The 19108-nt window shown below is 37.6% G+C and carries 16 protein-coding genes and 2 tRNA genes; 6 read left to right on the top strand and 12 right to left on the bottom strand.

Features of this window, described 5'->3' with window-relative positions; translation table 11 throughout:
• Positions 1-212 precede the first annotated feature (212 nt).
• The 4 genes from O0931_RS08565 to O0931_RS08550 all read right to left on the bottom strand — a co-directional run bounded on the left by O0931_RS08565 (position 213) and on the right by O0931_RS08550 (position 5091).
• Entirely contained in the window at positions 213-3410 is a 3198-nt protein-coding gene (locus O0931_RS08565; RefSeq protein WP_269415148.1) for an ABC transporter permease/M1 family aminopeptidase, read from the bottom strand.
• Between the two features lie 2 nt (positions 3411-3412).
• Positions 3413-4288: an ABC transporter ATP-binding protein gene (locus tag O0931_RS08560; protein WP_269415147.1), complete on the bottom strand. Its 876-nt coding sequence runs from the start codon at positions 4286-4288 to the stop codon at positions 3413-3415.
• A 78-nt stretch (positions 4289-4366) separates the two neighbouring features.
• Complete coding sequence (locus O0931_RS08555) at positions 4367-4573, bottom strand: helix-turn-helix domain-containing protein (protein ID WP_269415146.1); 207 nt, start codon at positions 4571-4573, stop codon at positions 4367-4369.
• Between the two features lie 2 nt (positions 4574-4575).
• The gene (locus O0931_RS08550) at positions 4576-5091 is read right to left on the bottom strand and encodes a DUF2975 domain-containing protein (RefSeq protein ID WP_269415145.1); all 516 of its coding nucleotides are present in this window, start codon (positions 5089-5091) and stop codon (positions 4576-4578) included.
• A 359-nt stretch (positions 5092-5450) separates the two neighbouring features.
• Here O0931_RS08550 and O0931_RS08545 point away from each other — a divergent pair, with 359 nt between their 5' ends.
• Positions 5451-6539, top strand: a complete 1089-nt coding sequence (locus tag O0931_RS08545; RefSeq protein ID WP_269415144.1) for a serine hydrolase domain-containing protein — start codon at positions 5451-5453, stop codon at positions 6537-6539.
• 47 nt (positions 6540-6586) lie between these two features.
• Here O0931_RS08545 and O0931_RS08540 read toward each other — a convergent pair whose 3' ends face one another.
• Positions 6587-7561 (bottom strand): serine hydrolase domain-containing protein, encoded by a 975-nt coding sequence (locus tag O0931_RS08540; RefSeq protein WP_269415143.1) that lies wholly within the window; start codon positions 7559-7561, stop codon positions 6587-6589.
• A gap of 541 nt (positions 7562-8102) precedes the next feature.
• Between O0931_RS08540 and O0931_RS08535 the strand changes: the two genes are divergently transcribed.
• Both O0931_RS08535 and O0931_RS08530 read left to right on the top strand, forming a co-directional pair.
• Positions 8103-8606 (top strand): hypothetical protein, encoded by a 504-nt coding sequence (locus O0931_RS08535; RefSeq protein WP_269415142.1) that lies wholly within the window; start codon positions 8103-8105, stop codon positions 8604-8606.
• Between the two features lie 176 nt (positions 8607-8782).
• A complete protein-coding gene (locus tag O0931_RS08530) occupies positions 8783-10477 on the top strand; it encodes a CocE/NonD family hydrolase (RefSeq protein ID WP_269415141.1) in 1695 nt (564 codons plus the stop codon).
• A 314-nt stretch (positions 10478-10791) separates the two neighbouring features.
• Here the strand turns inward: O0931_RS08530 and O0931_RS08525 are convergent, their stop codons facing one another.
• Positions 10792-11424, bottom strand: a complete 633-nt coding sequence (locus O0931_RS08525) for a response regulator (RefSeq protein WP_269415140.1) — start codon at positions 11422-11424, stop codon at positions 10792-10794.
• Positions 11411-13363, bottom strand: coding sequence for a tetratricopeptide repeat-containing sensor histidine kinase (locus O0931_RS08520; RefSeq protein ID WP_269415139.1), 1953 nt, complete (start codon positions 13361-13363; stop codon positions 11411-11413). Before O0931_RS08520 ends, O0931_RS08525 begins: the two co-directional genes overlap by 14 nt.
• 406 nt (positions 13364-13769) lie before the next feature.
• Between O0931_RS08520 and O0931_RS08515 the strand changes: the two genes are divergently transcribed.
• The 3 genes from O0931_RS08515 (at position 13770) to O0931_RS08505 (ending at position 15685) form a co-directional block, all read left to right on the top strand.
• A complete protein-coding gene (locus O0931_RS08515; protein ID WP_269415138.1) occupies positions 13770-14231 on the top strand; it encodes a hypothetical protein in 462 nt (153 codons plus the stop codon).
• A 90-nt stretch (positions 14232-14321) separates the two neighbouring features.
• Positions 14322-14915, top strand: coding sequence for a hypothetical protein (locus tag O0931_RS08510; protein ID WP_269415137.1), 594 nt, complete (start codon positions 14322-14324; stop codon positions 14913-14915).
• Between the two features lie 11 nt (positions 14916-14926).
• A complete protein-coding gene (locus O0931_RS08505; RefSeq protein ID WP_269415136.1) occupies positions 14927-15685 on the top strand; it encodes a leucine-rich repeat domain-containing protein in 759 nt (252 codons plus the stop codon).
• Positions 15686-15958: 273 nt separating this feature from the next.
• On the opposite strand, the gene O0931_RS08500 is transcribed toward O0931_RS08505, so the two are convergent.
• From O0931_RS08500 to O0931_RS08480, 5 genes are all read right to left on the bottom strand, one after another.
• Positions 15959-17113 carry a chromate transporter gene (locus O0931_RS08500; RefSeq protein ID WP_269415135.1) on the bottom strand — a complete coding sequence of 385 codons (1155 nt, stop codon included), beginning with the start codon at positions 17111-17113 and terminating at the stop codon, positions 15959-15961.
• Positions 17114-17136: 23 nt separating this feature from the next.
• Positions 17137-17649 (bottom strand): hypothetical protein, encoded by a 513-nt coding sequence (locus O0931_RS08495; RefSeq protein ID WP_269415134.1) that lies wholly within the window; start codon positions 17647-17649, stop codon positions 17137-17139.
• Positions 17650-17696: 47 nt separating this feature from the next.
• Positions 17697-18554 (bottom strand): chromate resistance protein ChrB domain-containing protein, encoded by an 858-nt coding sequence (locus tag O0931_RS08490; RefSeq protein WP_269415133.1) that lies wholly within the window; start codon positions 18552-18554, stop codon positions 17697-17699.
• Between the two features lie 150 nt (positions 18555-18704).
• Positions 18705-18788: transfer RNA gene (locus tag O0931_RS08485), tRNA-Leu, on the bottom strand.
• 67 nt (positions 18789-18855) lie between these two features.
• A tRNA-Gly gene (locus tag O0931_RS08480) sits at positions 18856-18928 on the bottom strand.
• Positions 18929-19108: the final 180 nt, after the last annotated feature.

Genomic DNA, 19108 nt, shown 5'->3' with positions numbered 1-19108 from the left:
TGGAGATTGCCCCTTCGAGATTAAATTCCTTATATGTACGGAAAATTTTCTGAAGGGATGAATAAAAGCCATTAAAGGAATGAGCCCGTTATTTATCTGAATATCACAGAAATAAAATTTGTCGGGAAATCGTCCAATAACGCCTGTGCCGTCCTGGTCGCTGCGTTTTGTGAAATATGTTTATAGAATTTATGTGCTATCGAAATGATGCTTTATTTTATATTTAAGTTGCTTAGGTCCTCAATTTTTGTAAACATCGCCTCAATTTTAGAATGAAATTTTATGTCGGTAACTAAAAATAATTCCTTAATAAAATCTGTGGTAATAGGATTTTTATTGGGGTACTTATTCTTCGTTAAGAAATTTTTTAATGCGAGGTTTACTTTTGCTTCTCCTATCAACTCGCTTAACTGATACATAATAACAGCACCTTTTGAATAGGAAATATAGGTATTATCATTTTTTACCTGATATAAGGGCTCTTCGTTCGAATAACCTCTTTCGTCTAGGTAAATGCCCAGGTGCATTTTTATTTTATCCATTAATTTCTCTTTACCATACATTTTCTTCAGCATCATCATCTCTGTGTACATGGCAAAAGATTCTGTAAGCATGGCTGCGCCATCTCTTTCATCTGGAGCGATTTGGTTGTTGCCCCACCAAAAATGCGAAAGTTCGTGCCCGGCCAATTCATTTACAACATCTTGCTGTTTGTCTCCATTTATATTGGCATGGAACAACATATCTTCTGTCATATAAATAGTTGCAGGATATGCAGTTGCGGCAAAACCTTTAGTAAAGCTGGAAACTTCAGCGAAACGAACGGTATTGAACGGGCAGGGCCCAAAATTTAACGCACAATAATCCATAGTCAATTTTGCATTTTTCAACAAGTGCGCTACATTTTCATAATGCGATGGATGGTAATAGATCTCAAATTTTTTGCCTTTGTAGATTTCTTTTTTTACAGCGTATTGTGCAGATGATAAGGCGAATCGAAATGGTATAGGAGATGTTGTTTTATAATTAAAATAGTTGCGCCCATTGCTGTTCCACCGCTTTGTTAATTCGCCCACACCAATAGCGATTTGATTGACTGAAGTTGAAACAGTCATATCGAGGTCTATAAAATCGTTGTTAAAAGTTTTCGGGGCGTTGAAAGCTTTAACAGGCGTAATAGCGCCCAGCTGGTATTGCCTGCGATTATGCTCATCCTGTATCTCATTTGCCTGCAAATAACCAAACTGCGGATAATAACGGCTAATACGCATAAATGAACCATTTTGGACGATTGCGTTAAAAGACTGGTGACCGTTCACTGTTTTCCATTGGTAACTGATATCAAAATCAAACTCCGCCTTCTGTTTAGGTAAAATTGCTTTTTTCAATTCAATTAGCTGATGTGGTTTTTCAACCGAAATCCGCTCTGTACCGAAAGTGAATACGGCATGATTAATAATAAAATCATCATCGAAATTAACCAGAATGGTACGGATATTTTTACCTGTGTTATTTACTGTTGTGTATGTGCCCCTTACCTGGTAAGCATTTTTTTCGGGAAAAAGATTTACGGTTGTTTTAACAGCCGTAATAGTCGGCATGGGCATGCGCTGATATTTTCTATATGATCTTTCGTAGGCAGCCTGCGCCTGCAGGTCCGCATTTACATCTTTGGCACGATATCCTGCTATTACATCCTTCCCGGTATAAAAAAGGATTGTTCCCAATAATATTAACCCGATAATAAGGGGCCATTTAGCTAGCCGGCGTTTAGGCGTATTAAAGATGATGATGAGTAATACGACCAGTTCCAAACCAAATGATAACCTTTCTGCATAGGCCAAGGCATAAGTACCAAAGCCATTCATATCACTGTAATCGCCGCTAAAAGGTTGTAAAAATTTAGCTAGGGGAAAGGAAACTATTTTTTTACCTAAAGGGGTTGCCATCACAAAAGCAAACAATGCCGTTACGGCCAGTCCGATATACTTTTGGCGGATCATCTTCTGCAACAGCAAAATCAGGTAGGATAATAGCAGCAGTGGTAAAGTATTAAATAAAAATATGTAGGAATAAGTTGTCCAATCAATAAATGGATAATGATATAAAAGCTGAAATGCAATTCCTTCAACAATCATCAGGAAAGTAAATAGTAAAATAAGGATGTTAAGGGAAAGGCATTTTGCAAAAAAACCGGTTTTTGTGTTAGCGGCACTATCCTCAATCAGATTGAAGTTCGAGTTTTTACTTCTCCAGAATATTTCATGTGCGTAATACAACGTTGCCACCATACATAGCGCGTGAAAGTTTTGAATAATTGTGCTTACCATTAAGCCGGAACTTGCATATTTTTGCGGTATACGGATTCCTTTTTCAATCTCCGCATACATTTCCATCCCAACAAAAAATAAAATGGCCATGGCGGTTAAAACGAAAGGGATACTTTTTAATAAATATATCAGGTCCATTTTTATGAAAGAAAATAAAGCCTGTACCTGGGCGTGAAAGTGGTGCCGGGTTTTAACAGGTTGATAGTCTGTGGAGATTGCGCTTTCGTCAGTTAACGGTATTGTAAATTTTGTCTTTGAATTTTTATTGGTGCTGGTAAAAGAAAACCGTCTAGATGCCAGAAAGATTAGTCCGGCAGAAATCAATACGATCATTAAACGGTTTATCAAAAAAACACCCGTTAACGATACCATTTGTGTGTTTCTTTGCGATACCGACCAATGGGCCGTTTGGTAAAAAAAGGCCGAGAAGCCAAATGGATCAAATATAGCGGAGATAAACTGGGCTTGCTCCGACTGGGGCATGCTTTGCGCCATAAACGGAGAGCCTGAGTAAATCAGCGCTACCATATAAAATATATACAATAACAAACCACTCACGTATACCAGTAATTTATTGTGTGTAAACCAAGCAACAAAGCTTAAAATTGACATGGTGAAAATGGTGTTGATCAGCGCAAAAAGCACAATCGGGCACAGGTACCAGGCCAATGAAAAATCTGTACTTTTTGCTGCATGATCGCTCATTGCATGTCCTGTGAAAAAGCTGATAATCAAAAGCAGCGTACATAAAAAACTCATAACCAATAAGGATAAATATCGGCCTGCCACAAACTGACCTCTTTTTATCGGCGTGCTGAAAATTATAAGTTCAAAACGGGCGTCGGTTTCTCTGAACAATAATTGCGAGGCAAACAGGGTACTAAAAAACAGCGTTGTTAAGCTTATCAGCGTGGTAATAAAGCTGATTTGGTAAGGGGAGTTATCAAATATATTTTCACTTACGGAGAAGCGTGCGTTTTGTCCGGCGAATATCCCCGCGGCTACTATCAAGACCAGGATGGCACAAAACGACCATCTTTTAAAATAACTTTGTATATCGAAAAGAAATATTGCTTTCATAATCAGGTATTTACTGGGTTAAGCGTAGCGAAATAAACGTCTTCCAGCATTGGAGGTACAGACTGGAAATTAAACGGAGGGTTGTCTGTAAGCACCCGTATGTTAAGCTTACCGGCGGTAAATTGAGATGAAATTACATTTGTCTCATTCTGATAATACGCCAATTCAGTTTTATTGATTTGTTTCTGCCAAATCCTGTTATTCAGTTTGTGAATAAGGTCGGCCGGGTTGCCTTGTACCAATATTGAACCCTTATGCATAACCGCCATATTCGCGCAGAGGTTATGTACATCCTCTACCAGGTGCGTAGACAGGATGATAATAATTTCTGTACCTATTTCGCTCAATAAATTATTAAACCGGTTTCTTTCTTCCGGATCGAGGCCGGCAGTGGGTTCATCAACAATTACAATTTTAGGGTTGCCAAGCAGCGCCTGAGCCACACCAAACCGCTGCCGCATCCCCCCCGAAAAAGTATACACCTCCTTTTTGCGTTGCTGAAAAAGGTTTACCTTTTCCAGTAAGGCTAACACCTGTTCCTTTCTTTCGTTAGCATTGGTAACACCTTTTAAAATGGCCATATGATTCAGCAAATCGTATGCTGAGGTTTTGGGATACACGCCAAAATCCTGCGGTAAAAAGCCTAAATGCTTCTTGATCTCGTTGGGGTTTGCAGAAACATCCGCGCCATTAAAAGTAATTGTCCCGCTGTCGGCGTGTTGTAACCCCACAATGGTTTTCATTAGTGATGATTTGCCCGCGCCATTCGGCCCTAATAATCCAAAAACCCCGTTCTTAATATCAAGCGAGATGTTATTGATGACCTTTAAACCCGTATTGTAGGTTTTGCTGATGTTTTTAATGGATAAATGATTCATTTTGTTTCGTAAATTTTAGGCAATACAATGCACTGCCTTGTTTTAAAGCGTTTTCAAATTATTAAATATGATATGGATTTAGTCTGCTACATATTCTAATACATCGCCTGGCTGGCAATTTAATATACGGCAGATTGCTTCCAGCGTATCAAACCGGATACCCTTGGCTTTACCTGTTTTTAAAATGGATAAATTAGCTGGTGTAATATCCAGTTGTTCTGCCAAATCTTTACTTTGCATTTTTCGTTTGGCCAGCATTACGTCTACATTAATTACTATTGGCATGGTCAAATAAATAAGTCCTGGTCCTTTTGCAAATTTACCCCCTGTTGAAATATTGCACCGATAAATAGTGCAAATACGCCCATTATGAAATGTGCAGTTACCATTACAAGATAGGGGTAATCTTCAACAGAAAATAAGCTTAAAATGTAAAAAAGAAGCGGGCATATAATCAGATTCGTGACGTAAAATAATCTGAGCCTGGCAATCCCGGCTATGGTAAATAATTTTTTTTGCCTGAACGTTTTAAACACATCGCTCAATAACCAGAAAAAGGTACCGTAAAAGGTAATTAATAGGATCATCTCGGCAATGTAGTTTTTCGTATAGGAAGAGCCTAATAGAAAACGTTTGTTTGTGAATGGATAATAAATAATGAAGCGACCGGTTTTCAGTATTTCCAGAGTTGAAAGTTTAAGTGATACGGATAATAGCACATGCAGGGCGGTTAAAATATAACCACCAGAGAAAACCCGGGCTATGTAGAATAAGAATGTAGAGATAATTCGGATTAATTTCATATGGTAAACATTAAATTTAAAACCAAAATTAATAATTAATTATTGTAAAACAATAATTAATTGCTAAATTATTATATTTTTAGAAAATATTTTTTACTAAAAAGTGTTGCGTAAAAGAGAAATGAGGTAAAAAAAAATTGTATGTATAGAGATGTGCATGAATGACTATTATGGCTTCGCGAAGGTTTAACAGGAGAATCAGTCCGGGGTCGTGGGCCGTTAAATCAATCAATAACTGGAAGCAGTCATTTTTCAATTACATGTGCTCGCTATATTTTTTTCCCTGAAATTTGCAATTATGACAAGTTCGATATGTTTCCAAAGAGAATTAGTCTGTAGTAATTATAGTATTAAAAACCATGATAAAAATAACGATAGTTGCCTTAATCGCTTTTCTTTCTATAAATAGCTTTGCTCAGCCAGAGATAAGATATGCCGATTCTTTACGGAAAGCAAATCATATTCCGGAACTGGCTTACGCCGTTGTAACTGACCGGTCGGTAATAACCGCCGCTGCAATTGGCTATCATTCAATCCTTTTAAATGATACAGCAACGTTAAATGATAGGTTTCATATCGGATCCAACACTAAAGCGATGACTGCTTTTATCATTGCAAAATATGTAGAAAAGGGAAAATTAAAATGGGATACAAGATTTTTTGATATATACCCCGAATGGCAAAAAAGTTCAAAAAAGGCATATGACGGTATAACGCTTCAGGATTTATTATCGCACAAGGCATTTATACAACCTTTCCAGGGAGAAGGGGATACCACTGTGCCTGATTTTAAAGGTAGCAGACAACAAAAGAGAGCAGCATTCGGAAAGTTTGTTTTGACCCTTGAACCAGCAAAAATTGACTCAAATAACAAGTTTGTATATTCAAACGCAGGCTACACGCTTGCGGCTTTGATGTTGGAAAGGGTTACAAATCTGACCTGGGAACAACTCGTAAACCAGGTTTTTAATAAGGATCTGAAATTAAACGTAAAACTTTCCTGGCCTGATAATCAGTCAGAAAAAGATACGTGGGGACATTCATATGAAAACGGCAAATTAACGCCCGTTCCATCAAATACCGGTTTTCATTTAGATTACACAGAGCCTGCCGGTGATATCAATATCGAATTACCGGACTATGTTAAATTTATCCAAATGAATTTGAGGGGACTTGAAGGGCAAAATAATTACCTGAAAGCATCTACCTATAAATTTATACACGAAGGGATACCCAATTATTCTTTAGGATGGTTCAATATTTATGAAGACAATAAAAGCTTATCAACACATTCGGGCACGGCCGGAACGTATTATTCGTTAGTGCATATAGATAGAAAAGCGTTTATCGGTTATGTTATTTTTACAAATTCCTTTACTGAAGAAACCATAAACGGCGCAAGGTTGTTAATGCGCATGTTAAAAACTCAATACGGCAATAAAAAATAATTTTTTTAGTTGTTAAATTGCTTTAATGCCGATTTATCAGAATTGTTTTATTCGATAAAGAGGTTTGCCAATTTTTCTAAATGCCTTTCACCAAATTGAGCATCGCCTTGATTCGTAGTTACCGCTATAACCAGGTTCTGATCCGGATAAAGCAATAGAAAGGCACGCCCGCCCAGGGCTACCCCGCCATGATGAACTATCTTCCTGCCTTTACTATCTGTACCTATTCTGAAACCCATCCCATACCCGCTGTTCTTGCCGTTTTTTAGTTGTTGACTGGTCATCATCAATTCGGCCGTAGCCGGTTTGATAAATTTGCCGGAAAGTAAAGCCGATCCCATCAATGCCAGGTCGGTTGGAGTAGACAAAAAGCCGCCACCCGCCCATTTATAACTTAAGTCTTCAAATGGTGAGCGTACAACCTTCTGGTCTTCCTTACTCCATTGGTAGTAAGCGGTTCTGCCGCTGATAATGCTATCCTGATAGTCTGGCATAGTTTTGGTCATATGCAGGGGGTAAAAAAGTTCCTTTTGCATAAGGTCAGGAAAATTATGGCCGGCAGCTTTCTCCATCGCAGCACTCAACAACACAAAGCCATAGGAGGAATAGTAATATTTAGTACCTGGTTCAAACAGCAGACTGTCGTTCTTAAATATGTCGAGGCTTGAAGGGACGTCGGTATAATGTTCTTGGTGTATATAATCACTGGGATCGTTATCCTTATAATGACGGATGCCGCCCAGGTGCCCTGCCAGTTGCTTTAAAGTAACAGGATATTTTTTCTTAGCAAACACTGGTAAGTAGTGTCCAACGGTCTCTTCGATGTCGATCTTTCCCTCATCCTTCATTTTAGCAAGGGCAACTGATGTAATGGATTTCGATACGCTGCCTACACGAAAACGCGAATCAGTAGTCACTTTTACCTGGTTATCCAAATCAGCGTAGCCGAATGCTTCTTTCCAGATGAGATTACCTTTTAAAGCGATGGCGACAGACAGGCCAGGTATATGTTGGGCTTTCATCAGGCTATCCGCAAATTTACCGGCCAGTAAAATAGCTTGAGCACGCTTCGGCTGAGCCTGTAGAGCAAAGCTAAATGTTATTTGTAAAATGATGTAGAGACAGGTGAAAGATCTACGGTTGAATACTTTCTTTTTAAATAAAAAGAAAAGCTTAGGTCTATTCGTGCCTACCTTTGCATCGTTATTGCTGTTCCCGGAATAACTGCTTATATTTATTTTTTGCATTTATAAAGTTTTTATCAGAAGCTGTTTAGGCTAACTTCTTTTTAAGCAATGTTTTTAATTATGCATCCCGTACAGAAATGCATGAAACAGAAAGAGAAACAGAAGAACTGATTCTGTTATAACCACAAATGTCAGTTATAAATACGCTTTAAATCGCATTTTTCTTAAAAATGACTGGTTTCAGTTAGCATTTAAGCAATATATTAGTGATAATCGTTCAGTGAAAATGACTGTTTACAGTCATTGTGTGGCGGCGGGGCCAATCTTAATTTTGGAACGATCCATCACATACCGATACGCTTAAATTTATTTACTGATGAAAAAGATACTTTCATTTTTACTCCTTTTAAACGCAGCACAAATAGCATACAGCCAACAACTATCAGAAAAAGTGCAGATACAAAATGTATTGAATACTTTTATGAATTGTGTAATAAAAAAAGATAGTGTTGCTTTTTATCCACTCTTTCACAAAGATCCAATTGTATGGGTTGGGGTCGTAAAGGAAAAAAGCCATTTACAGGATTTGAAAAAGAATCCCAAAGCCGGAGATTTATTTTTAAGCGATTACCGTAGCTTTATACGCAGTATGTATGATGCATCGAAATACGAAGAAAAGTTTTATAATGTAAAAATTAACGAAGATGGTTTTATTGCCTCGGTAACTTTTGATTACAGTTTTTGGATAGACGGGAAGAAACAGAACTGGGGATCGGAAAGTTGGGGCTTAATAAAAACTAAGGGGCTGTGGAAAATAACCAGCGTTATTTTTTCCGTTGAAGAAGAAAATATAAGTCCAGAACCAAAAAAAGAAAACTAACAGAGCTGATTTTTTTGGAAAAGCTTACCGGATAACCAGTAAACCTTTTTGTCAATATGATTTAAGTTGATGCATTAGCCGGATAATCTTTTGAATAAATCAGAAAATGTAATTTTAATCGAATCTGACTTTAATTTATGATAAAGTTAACCTGTAAGCTAAAGATGAACTCTAATATGAAAAAATTCAATGTACTTATAGTATTAATATTTGTTAGTGGGGTAATTTTTGCTCAACAAACAAATTCTCAGAACCTTAATTACACCATACAAGACAGCGTGTTAATTCCAACAAGAAGTGGATTTCCAATTTCAGCTACAATAGTTCGAAAAAAAGGAGAAACACAAAAACTTCCTGCTATATTATTCTTTACGACATATTCCCAGGGCACTGGAGATGCCATTTTCGCAAAGAATTCCGTTGACAGAGATTATGTGGGTATTGTTGCTTACAGCCGTGGTATTCGTAGCGATTTAAAAAACTATACGCCTTATGAAAACGAAAGTAATGATGTTTATGATGTTGTAGACTGGATAAGTAAACAGAAATGGTGCAATGGTAGTGTTGGCATGTATGGCGGTAGTTATACTGGCTTTGTACAATGGTCGGCCGTAAAAAATATACATCCGGCATTAAAAACGATTGTTCCGCAGGTAGCTCTAATGCCAGGCTACGATACCCCAATGGAAAACAATGTATATTCCACCCCGCTTTCTTTAAATTGGAGCAATAGTATTTTGGGAAATGAACCATTGCCCAATGATCTGTATGACAATTGGTATAAGCTTGGCACATCTTTTCGCTCGCTGGATAGTCTTGCCAAACGACCTAACCGCATTTTTCAAAAATGGCTTCAACATCCTTTTTATGATTCTTATTGGAAATCATTAGTTCCTACGCCTAAAGAATATCAAAAAATTAATATTCCTATTCTTACCACAACGGGATATTATGACGGAGATCAAATCGGAGATTTACAGTATGTAAAAGCGTATTACAAATACAATACAAATAATGAATTATATGCAGTAATTGGTCCCTACGACCATAGAGGCGGGCGCAGCAAACCATCACCTATCCTTCAAGGCTACAAAATAGACAGTGTTGCAAATATTGACATTAATGGCCTGGTTTATCAGTGGTTTGATTATGTTTTAAAAAATGGAAAGAAGCCTGATTTGCTGAAGGATAGAATTAACTATGAGGTAATGGGATTAAATAAATGGAAACATGTTTCTTCCTTTGATAAAATGAACAACGACACACTCACCTTTTATCTGGGTAATAACAAAATTAAAACTTTGTATTCATTAACAGATAAAAAACCTGATTCTAAAGACTTTCTGGCTCAAATTGTCGATTATAAAAACAGGAATGCACAAAACAGTTATTACACACCCAATATTGTAAATGACTCATTAGATTCGGGCAACGGGCTGGTGTTTATCACACGCCCGTTTGAGCAATCATTCAGCATTAACGGTTCTTTTTCAGGTAGTTTAAAATTGGCTGTTAACAAAAAGGATGTGGATGTTTCGGTTGCGCTTTACGAATTAATGCCCAATGGAAAATACTTTTATCTTACACGCTATTTAGGCCGTGCCAGTTACGCAAACGACAACAGTAAGAGGAAATTACTAAGACCCAATTTGAAAGAAATAATCCCATTTAATAATACTCGAATGGTAAGCAAACAAATTAATAAAGGGAGTAGATTGATTATTATTTTAAATGTTAATAAAAACCCGTACGATGAAATTAACTATGGTACAGGAAAAAACGTCGGTAGCGAAACCATAAAAGATGCTGAAATACCAATGAAAATAAGGTGGTATTCCGATAGTTCTATAAGTATTCCTGTCCTGAAATAGGAAATTGATTTATCAAAAACCAACGGCTGCAGGTAACGGTGTATAAAATAATAGTGGTTTATTGCTAACAAGAAACTATCGAATATAAAAAGGTCTGTGTTTTAAAAAAATAAGTATTTTAAAATCCGCTGCTATTCTTACGTTATGGATTGGCATTGTTTACAAATGAAAAGGATTTTTCGTTAATACTTTTTCTTTCCTGACCTCCAAAAATGGTAATCAAAAGTCGCCGAGACAAATTAATATACCCAGACATTTGCATATCTCAACATTTTGGCGATTAATGGGATGCAGCTATTCCGGAAATAATTAATTTATAATAAGTTATGCTGTGAAGCCGTACTTATTAATTCTGCAACATTTTTAGCGTTGAGTTTTTGGAGTAAATTTTTTCTGTGATTCTCAACCGTAAACTTGCTTAAAAACAGCTGCCTGGCAATATTTGGTGTCGTTATTCCAGAAGCTATTAATTTTAATATCTCTATTTCCCTTCTGGTTAATTTAGTGTAAGAAGTGGTGTATAATTCGGGTTTTGCAATAATTTCTGTAACGGCTTTGCTAAAGCTTTTACGGCCGTTTAAAGCTTCACTAATACAATGCATTAACTCCTCAACAGATGCATTTTTAAGAAGATAGCCACTTGCGCCGTTTTCAATCATTTTCATGATAGCACTGCGTTCTTCATGGTTGCTTAAAGCTAGCACTACTGTCGAAGCCGATATTTCTTTTATCTTCTTACACAAATCAATCCCGTTGATATCGGGTAGAATGATGTCTAAAAGAACAATGTCAAGCTCATTCAACTTTAAAAATTCAACAAAATCATTTCCATTAGTAAACGTTCCGGCAATTTCGAATTCGTTTTTTCTGCTCAGGAGCTTTAAAAGCCCCTCAATAACTATCGGGTGGTCATCAACGATGGCAAGTTTAGTTTTAGGATTTAACATGCAATTCAATATTAATAGACGTTCCGGGCTGACTATCTTTTGATAGTATTTCCAATGTACCATTTAAGTAAGCAACACGGCTTTTGATATTATTTAAACCGATGCCGGGTTGTTCGGCTAAACCATCGGGATTAAATCCTTTGCCATCATCTTCTATAGTAATAAAGAAAACCTGGTCATCTTGTGAGCATTGCAACAACGCATTTTTTGCATTTGAATGCTTAACAACGTTACTAAGCAGTTCTTGCACAATTCGGTATATCGCAATTTGTTCCTGAATGATAAGATTAGGACTGATACCCAAGCATTGAAAATTGATCTGTAGCGTTTCGGATATCAATGATGCACACAAATCTCTTAATGAAGATTCCAGGCCGAATTTCAATAGCATTTCCGGCATCATGTTATGCGCAATACGCCGAAGTTCTTTAATTGAACTATCTAAACGTTTAATAATTTGATTTAAATCAGCGTCACTTATTTTTTTCTCACTGGCAAAATCGGAAAGGTTGATTTTGATTGAAGCTAACATGCCGCCTAATCCATCGTGCAGGTCACGGGCTAGCCTGACACGCTCATTTTCCTGGCCAAGCAACATCGCCCGGCTAACTCTAACCTGTTCTTTTTGAGCTTCCAGCTTTTTCCTGTTCTGATAAAAAAAGAAAGTTAAAGCAAAAACAATAAACATAAATAAGCTGATAGAGCCTAACAGCCAATTGATTAACCGGCTATTTTTTGCATCCAGGTTTGCTTTTTCATTTGCCGCATTCAAGGCAGCTATTTTTTTCCGGCTTTCAGCATTTCGAAACCTAATTTCCAAAGCATTCACTTTTGTTTCGAGGTTGCTTTTTGCCAGGCTATCATTTAGTTTGCTGTATTTCTCTAACCATTCGTAGGCTCCGTCGCTATCTTTCAACTCCTCAAATGTTTTTGCTAAGGCATAAAATATTTGTATCCTATTGACAGAAATATTCATAAACGGCTTTCTTTTCGTCAGATCAATAGCAACATCTTTAGCTTGCGAAAAATCCTTTTTGTTATACAGGGCATAAAATTTTTGCAATAAAAGCCTTTGTTCAGGGTAAACTTCTTTTAATTTTTGAGCTAATGCTATCCCTTTATTCGCAACACTAAGCGACTTATCAAATTGTTCTGCAATGGTTAGCCGCATGGCTTCACCTGCATAATAATCCAGCCATAATTCAGAATCAGGATAGGGTGTCAATATTTTTCGCATCCGTTCTAACATTAAAGCCGCATTTTGTGATTCGCCTGATAAAGAGTAATTCTCAGACAGCGTATGATAAGCAGATGCCAGGTATTCGACAGAACCTTTTGTTTTTTCTAAAATATCAACCGCTTTAATTAAATAATATTTAGCTTTTTTGAATTCCGTCAGGTTTTTAAATCCGATGGCTACATCGAGGTAATTTTTACCGATATAGGTACTGTCATTTGCTTTAATTGCCAGGGGAATTGACTTGTTCAATAAGATATTTATGTAACTTTCAGCATCATCTTTTTCATGATGCAACAATTTGGAGTAATCATGCCAGCACTTTGAACGGGCTATAAAGGCTTCAGTTGTATGATAAGGTGCTAATTTCTGCTCTGCAAGCATATACATTCGGGTTGCTAATACCGGATTATTGCTTGCTAATAATCGTGCTGAATAGTAAATGGCAAGTGTTTCAATAAATTTGTCTCCTTTTCCGTAATTTTTGCCTTGGTTAAGGAAAGATTTTGCCTTAATTGAATCTGTGTAGGCCCAGTCGTCGGCTAACAGGAAACAAATTTTTGCTTTGGCTGCGTTCGAAACATCACTTTTCAAAGTTAGCGCCAAGCTGTCCCGATACTTAGTATCAGCTTTTCTTTGAGCATGTATCTCATTCTTAAATACAACAAAAAAGAAAACTGAACAAAGTATTAATTTCATCATATCTACAAATTTTAGTGATAAAATCTCTTTTTTAAAAATTTATGTTAAAAATGACTGGTTTCAGTCATTGGCCAGCGCCTAAATTATAGAAGAGACAGATTACAATATATTGTAAGCTACAATCTACCTTAGTTAATGGATTAAAGCATTTTGATCGATGAGCCATCGTGGTTTTGAGGTAAAAGAATGTTGTAGATTACACGCAGTCGTCTGCTCATCAACTCAGCCCTGTTCCCGGCCGGGCATTAAAGGTTCCTGGCGAAAAGGAAAAAGAAATCGGAAAAATGACTGTTACCAGTCATTGTCTGGCGATTTGGCTAGCCCTAATTTTGAATCATCATATTTTTGAACAGGGGTGCCGAAAACTGTAATCAAAAAGAGTAGGCTTACATAATAAAATTTATCTATGAAAAAGTTTAATTTAATTCTATGTTTATTTGCTGCTTTAGCCATAAGCCTCAACGGTTGTAAAAAGAAAAGTGATGGAGACAACTTAGATGATTACAATAAATTGAAAAGTGCAAAATTTACCATCACAACTTCAAACCTTTTATCGAGTGATAATTTTAATGTACTTTTTACGGGTGCACAAGCACAAGGACAAGCTAAAACAATATTTAAGATTAATGGCGTAGAACAGGCCAATAAAATAAATTTACAACTAAGTTATGCGCAACTTAAAGAGGGTGTAACCGTTGAAACTACAACTCCTTTATCCACCGTGGTTATGAACGTGAGCGGTTATTCTAGTACAGCATCTCATACATTTTCATTTATTGTAAAACCGGTAATTAATGGTGAAGTGAAACCCGATATAAGTGCAACACTAACTTATGCAAATGCTTACACTCAATCATATACTTATTAGCAGGTAAAGGTATTTTATTATTTATTACCAATTAGTAATTGTAATATTTCACAAAAGCTTAAATTCACAAGAAAACGTATTCATTATTTTATGAAATCGAAACTAACGGTTTGTATTATTTTACACTTATTACTATGTGCTGTAGTAAAAGCCCAGGAAAAAAGTACTCCGGTATTTCCCACTGCAGTTTTTGATAAGATGCAAGCCGGAAATATGCTTAATAGTGGTACCAGCGTAATAAAAGGTGTAGTGGCAAAAAAACAGAAAAACCTAAACAATACTTTTTTAGGTATCATCGTAACGCTTTTCCCATGTACCGCCTATTTTAATGAGTGGTACGACCTGCAGAAGAAAAACGGAAAAACGTTAGCCATGATGTCGCCGGAGGCATATTCGTACCGTGTACTTGCAAAAGCTTCGGATGAAGATGGCAGCTTTGAATTCCGAAACTTAAAGCCCGGGAAATATTACTTGCAAACCATCGTGCAGCAGGGAAAGATGGAAAAAAGGTCCAGAGAGATTGGTACATCAACCACTGTTGGCTATAATGTTCACGGGCAGCAGGTGAGTTCATTTACTGAACCCATTTATGAAGATTTTAAATTATTTTATAATACAAGCGATCTGGTGAAAAAGATCGTTGAAATTACAGCTGAGGGCCAGACTATCCAAGTAAAATTATAAATGTAAAGCGTATGTTCATTAGGCTATTTTCATGTTCGGCAGCAATGCTGTTTTCCTTGTCCTTTTCATTTGCACAGACAATAAAGTTTCCGGATCCAAATTTTAAACGCGCACTAATACAGAAAAAAGTAGATGCGAACAATGATGGGGAAATAGATGTATCAGAAGCTAAAAAGATAACTAAACTTTACCTTGAAGATACCCCTTTTTCTTCGATGGAAGGTATAAAGCAGTTTTCCAACCTAGAAGAATTCGGAACTTATAAAAATCAGGTCAGCAGTGTTGATCTTCAGGGAATGTTGAGCTTAAAACGCCTGTATCTTATTGGCGGTGGTATGGAAACGGTTAATTTAAAGGGATGTATTAACCTGGAACATTTATCTTTGATTGGCAATAACCTGAAAACAATTGACCTGTCGCCATTCAAAAAACTCACCAAACTTCACTTAGCGTATAATCAATTTAGCAGTTTGATTATCGGTAACCAACCCGGTTTGCAAGAGGTAGATGTTTCGAATAACAACATAGCAGATTTCAGAATCAGTATGTGCCCGAGACTGAGCTCGTTAATAATAAGTAAAAACAAGATAGGCCAGAATCTTGATCTTAGTAAGTTCCCTGAGCTGAAATATTTTGCGGCTGATTACAATAAGTTGTCTTCAGTAAATATTCTTGGCTTGTCCAAACTTGAATCATTTTCATGTCTTTACTGTAACATCAAGACATTGAATTTAAGCGGAGCCGAAAAATTGGTTAACCTGAACTGGTAATCATTAAAAAAGACCGGGAAATTACCAGTTGATAAGCGGGTGGGCATGCCCGTTCCGGCTTTTTTGGTATAACACTTATGTGGCCGGGTAACATAAAAAAAGTGGTGTTGGAACTGGTGCATCCTGATCACGATTTCGTATGCGCAAAGGTTCTAATTTCCAAACACTTTGATAAAGATTTAGAACTTTTATTGCGCTTACAGGCCCAAAAGACATTTTTAGAATAAGATGACGGGAAATATACCCAAATGTTTTAATGGTTGGGAATAACATTTATGCATTCAAGATATTCTTGATAAAAATGCCTAAAATTGCTGCAATAGCGATCAGGTGTGGTTCCTGTATTTTTTTTATATAGATTAAGGCTAAGCCACTACCAAGCGCAATAAGCCCGGTGGGAATGTCAATGATTGAACGCATTGCGATAATTATGACCGATCCAACCAAAGCACCGATTACAGCGGCAGTAATGCCTTCTACAAAGGCTTTAATACTGGAGTTTCTGGCAATCTTCTTAAAAAATGGTGCTAATAAAACTGTGAATAGAAAGCACGGAAGAAATGTGGCCAATGCGGCTACCGAAGCACCGGCAAAACCGTCAACAAGATAACCGATAAAGCCTACCGTAATCACGACCGGTCCAGGAGTAATCATTGCAACTGCTACGGCGTCCAGAAACTGGTTCTCGCTCAGCCAGCGATGTTCCTCAACTACACCCGAATGTAAAAAAGGTACAATAGCAAGACCACTGCCAAATACAAACGCGCCCGCTTTTAGAAAAAACAACCCTAATTCTAACAACCGATCCTTCGAATATTGCCAAAAACCTATTCCGGCAATCAGAAAAACGACGGGTATTGTTGTCGGTCTTTTCATCCATCTTGGCGGTGCTTTAACCACCATATAGATTAGCCCACATATAATAAAAAGCGATATTTGTTCCTTTTGCATGATAACTGTGATTATTACGGCCGTAAGGTAGAAAAGCCATAACAGCCAGTTAGTACCGATTGCCTGCAGATTTATTTTGCCTACGGATTTTAACGTCAGTTTATAGGCACTGATCGTTATGATGCCGATAACAGCAGCACCGACGCCATAAAATACATCCCGCATCCAGAAAAGGCCGCTGTAAAGTTGATAAATTATGCCTAAGAGCACAACCATAATAAATGAAGGGAGCACAAAAGCCAGACCTGTCAATATTGCTCCAATTAAGCCGTTATGGACAAACCCGATATAAATCCCCAGTTGTGCGGCTAATGGCCCGGGGGCTAACTGGGCTAATGCCAGTCCCTCTTTATATTCCTCCTCGGTCAGCCATTTTTTTTGTTCAACCAGGTCGCGGTGCATGTAACCAACCAGCGCAACAGGCCCACCGAAGCCCAAAGTACCCAGCTTCAGAAAATATAGGGTAATATCTTTCAAGGTGTAGCGTTTCGGTTCCATGATCAGAATGAAATGCCAAATTGGAAACCAATGCCGAGCGTTGCCGGTCTATCATTACCAAATCGAATAGGCAATGGCAAAGCCGCGAACATATTCGTGCTTTTTCCCTTAATAACGGTTTTATTCAGAACAGGTGTCAGTCCATATCGCCCCGAAGTTTCAAAAGCGGCTCTTCCTGCAAAAGTAAACCCATTGCCTAGGGCAACCAACACACCCGGGTGGAAAAGAAAATTGCTCATTTTGCTCGTGCCGTTTTCCACTCTGATGGTAGGAACAAATTCAGCCGAGAAACCAATCTTCGAACTTTTCCAGATATTAATACCCGTTGGCATGCCCACAGCATAATAGTGATTAAAATTACTCTCGGTACCAGCACTACTGAATGTCGCAATGGGATGCAAGATGCCTACATAGCCGGCAAGTTTTGGATAGGTCTGCAGATTGTTGCTGTTCTGCGCATATGTGGCCGTGGAAATAATTGCCAATAAAAAAGAAAGTGTTCTATTTAAGTTCATAAGGCAATTTTAAGCCTTAATAAACCTGTAAAATAGAACGCATTTGACTAATTTGTATCTTTTTTACCCCGCAGTATGTTTTTGCGATAGTTTGACGGATTATAACCCATTTGTTTTTTGAAGGTGCGATTAAAGTGACTCTGATCTGAAAATCCGGTCAAATAAGCTACTTCGGTGAGCGTGTAATTTTCATTTTCCATCAGCTGGATTGCTTTGTCAATACGAAGTTTGCGCATATATTCACCAAATGACAGGTTATCAAAATATTTAGAAAATTCACGTGACAGATAGGTTGGATTAATTTCCAGTTCTTCTGATGCTTGTTGCAAACTAAGCGTCATGTTCGTGTCCAGCTGGTCCTGAATCATTTCTTTTAACGCATTTGCCCAAATTGGTGCTCTCTTTCCTTTGTCTGTTTTTAAATATTGTTGGTACACCTGTAACAGCAACTGTTCTACAGGTCCTGCCTGTGTGTGCCTTAGGTTGTATAAACGCTGTGCCCAAACATACAATCCGTCGTATATAGTAAGGCCAAACTTTAATAGCTCCTGGTCATCTTTGATTTGGGAAGTAAGCCCGGAAAATATGGCCTCAAGACCAGCGGCCTGTGGAGCAAAATCGTGTCTATCCGTGTCGGCACCACGTACAATAGCAGCAATCCGTTCAAGGGCCTCATCTTTCAGTTTATGCTTTTTGATAAAGTAATCAAAGGTGCAACGGTCTTCATAATGGGAATATTCAACATCTGGTAGGTCAAATGGTACAGCTCCGAGTTCTGCAGCCTTTTCCAATACTTCTTCGTATGGCACATAGATGATCTCTGCTTGTGGATCAATAAATCGCAGTATTAACCACGGACAGGCTATTCTGTCAATTTTTGGTCGTTCACGGGTGATCCACTTCATGCTTCAGGTTAAGATTAAAAAGTAAATTTAAGGATTTGGAAATATTAGCATATAACACTAAAATATTAACCGCTTTTACGTGAATTTAAATACACATTAGAAATGTATTAAAAATAAGAAACCCTCTTTACCTGCTGTAAAAAGGGTTTGTACTCGGGGCGGGAATCGAACCCGCACGCCTTTGAAAGCACAGGATTTTAAGTCCTGCGTGTCTACCAGTTCCACCACCCGAGCATTAGTCTATCCGAATTATGATAGATTGATGTTAAAATAAATGCCTTCCGGTAGGAAAGGCATTCAGAGCGAAAGACGAGATTCGAACTCGCGACCCCGACCTTGGCAAGGTCGTGCTCTACCAACTGAGCTACTTTCGCATAATAATACAATCGCTGTATTCCCTTTGGGGTTGCAAATATAGAAATTTAAGTTTCTGTTTCAAAAAATATTTAAAATAATTTAAACCTGTTATACGTAATTCCATTTTAACAACTTAAAATATTGTAGATATCCAAATCTAAAAGGCTAACAATCTCAGTACTGTTGGCCTTTAATGC

The sequence above is a fragment of the Pedobacter rhodius genome (assembly GCF_027213645.1).
GTDB lineage: Bacteria > Bacteroidota > Bacteroidia > Sphingobacteriales > Sphingobacteriaceae > Pedobacter > Pedobacter rhodius.
Note: the sequence above shows the minus strand (reverse complement) of the source record. Positions and strands in the feature narration are given on the sequence as shown.

Bases quoted from the DNA above. Each gene is read 5' to 3' on its own strand.
- O0931_RS08565 (WP_269415148.1), bottom strand. From the start codon at position 3,410: ATGAAAGCAATATTTCTTTTCGATATACAAAGTTATTTTAAAAGATGG.
- O0931_RS08560 (WP_269415147.1), bottom strand. From the start codon at position 4,288: ATGAATCATTTATCCATTAAAAACATCAGCAAAACCTACAATACGGGT.
- O0931_RS08555 (WP_269415146.1), bottom strand. From the start codon at position 4,573: ATGCCAATAGTAATTAATGTAGACGTAATGCTGGCCAAACGAAAAATG.
- O0931_RS08550 (WP_269415145.1), bottom strand. From the start codon at position 5,091: ATGAAATTAATCCGAATTATCTCTACATTCTTATTCTACATAGCCCGG.
- O0931_RS08545 (WP_269415144.1), top strand. From the start codon at position 5,451: ATGATAAAAATAACGATAGTTGCCTTAATCGCTTTTCTTTCTATAAAT.
- O0931_RS08540 (WP_269415143.1), bottom strand. From the start codon at position 7,561: ATGAAAGCCCAACATATACCTGGCCTGTCTGTCGCCATCGCTTTAAAA.
- O0931_RS08535 (WP_269415142.1), top strand. From the start codon at position 8,103: ATGAAAAAGATACTTTCATTTTTACTCCTTTTAAACGCAGCACAAATA.
- O0931_RS08530 (WP_269415141.1), top strand. From the start codon at position 8,783: ATGAAAAAATTCAATGTACTTATAGTATTAATATTTGTTAGTGGGGTA.
- O0931_RS08525 (WP_269415140.1), bottom strand. From the start codon at position 11,424: ATGTTAAATCCTAAAACTAAACTTGCCATCGTTGATGACCACCCGATA.
- O0931_RS08520 (WP_269415139.1), bottom strand. From the start codon at position 13,363: ATGATGAAATTAATACTTTGTTCAGTTTTCTTTTTTGTTGTATTTAAG.
- O0931_RS08515 (WP_269415138.1), top strand. From the start codon at position 13,770: ATGAAAAAGTTTAATTTAATTCTATGTTTATTTGCTGCTTTAGCCATA.
- O0931_RS08510 (WP_269415137.1), top strand. From the start codon at position 14,322: ATGAAATCGAAACTAACGGTTTGTATTATTTTACACTTATTACTATGT.
- O0931_RS08505 (WP_269415136.1), top strand. From the start codon at position 14,927: ATGTTCATTAGGCTATTTTCATGTTCGGCAGCAATGCTGTTTTCCTTG.
- O0931_RS08495 (WP_269415134.1), bottom strand. From the start codon at position 17,649: ATGAACTTAAATAGAACACTTTCTTTTTTATTGGCAATTATTTCCACG.
- O0931_RS08490 (WP_269415133.1), bottom strand. From the start codon at position 18,554: ATGAAGTGGATCACCCGTGAACGACCAAAAATTGACAGAATAGCCTGT.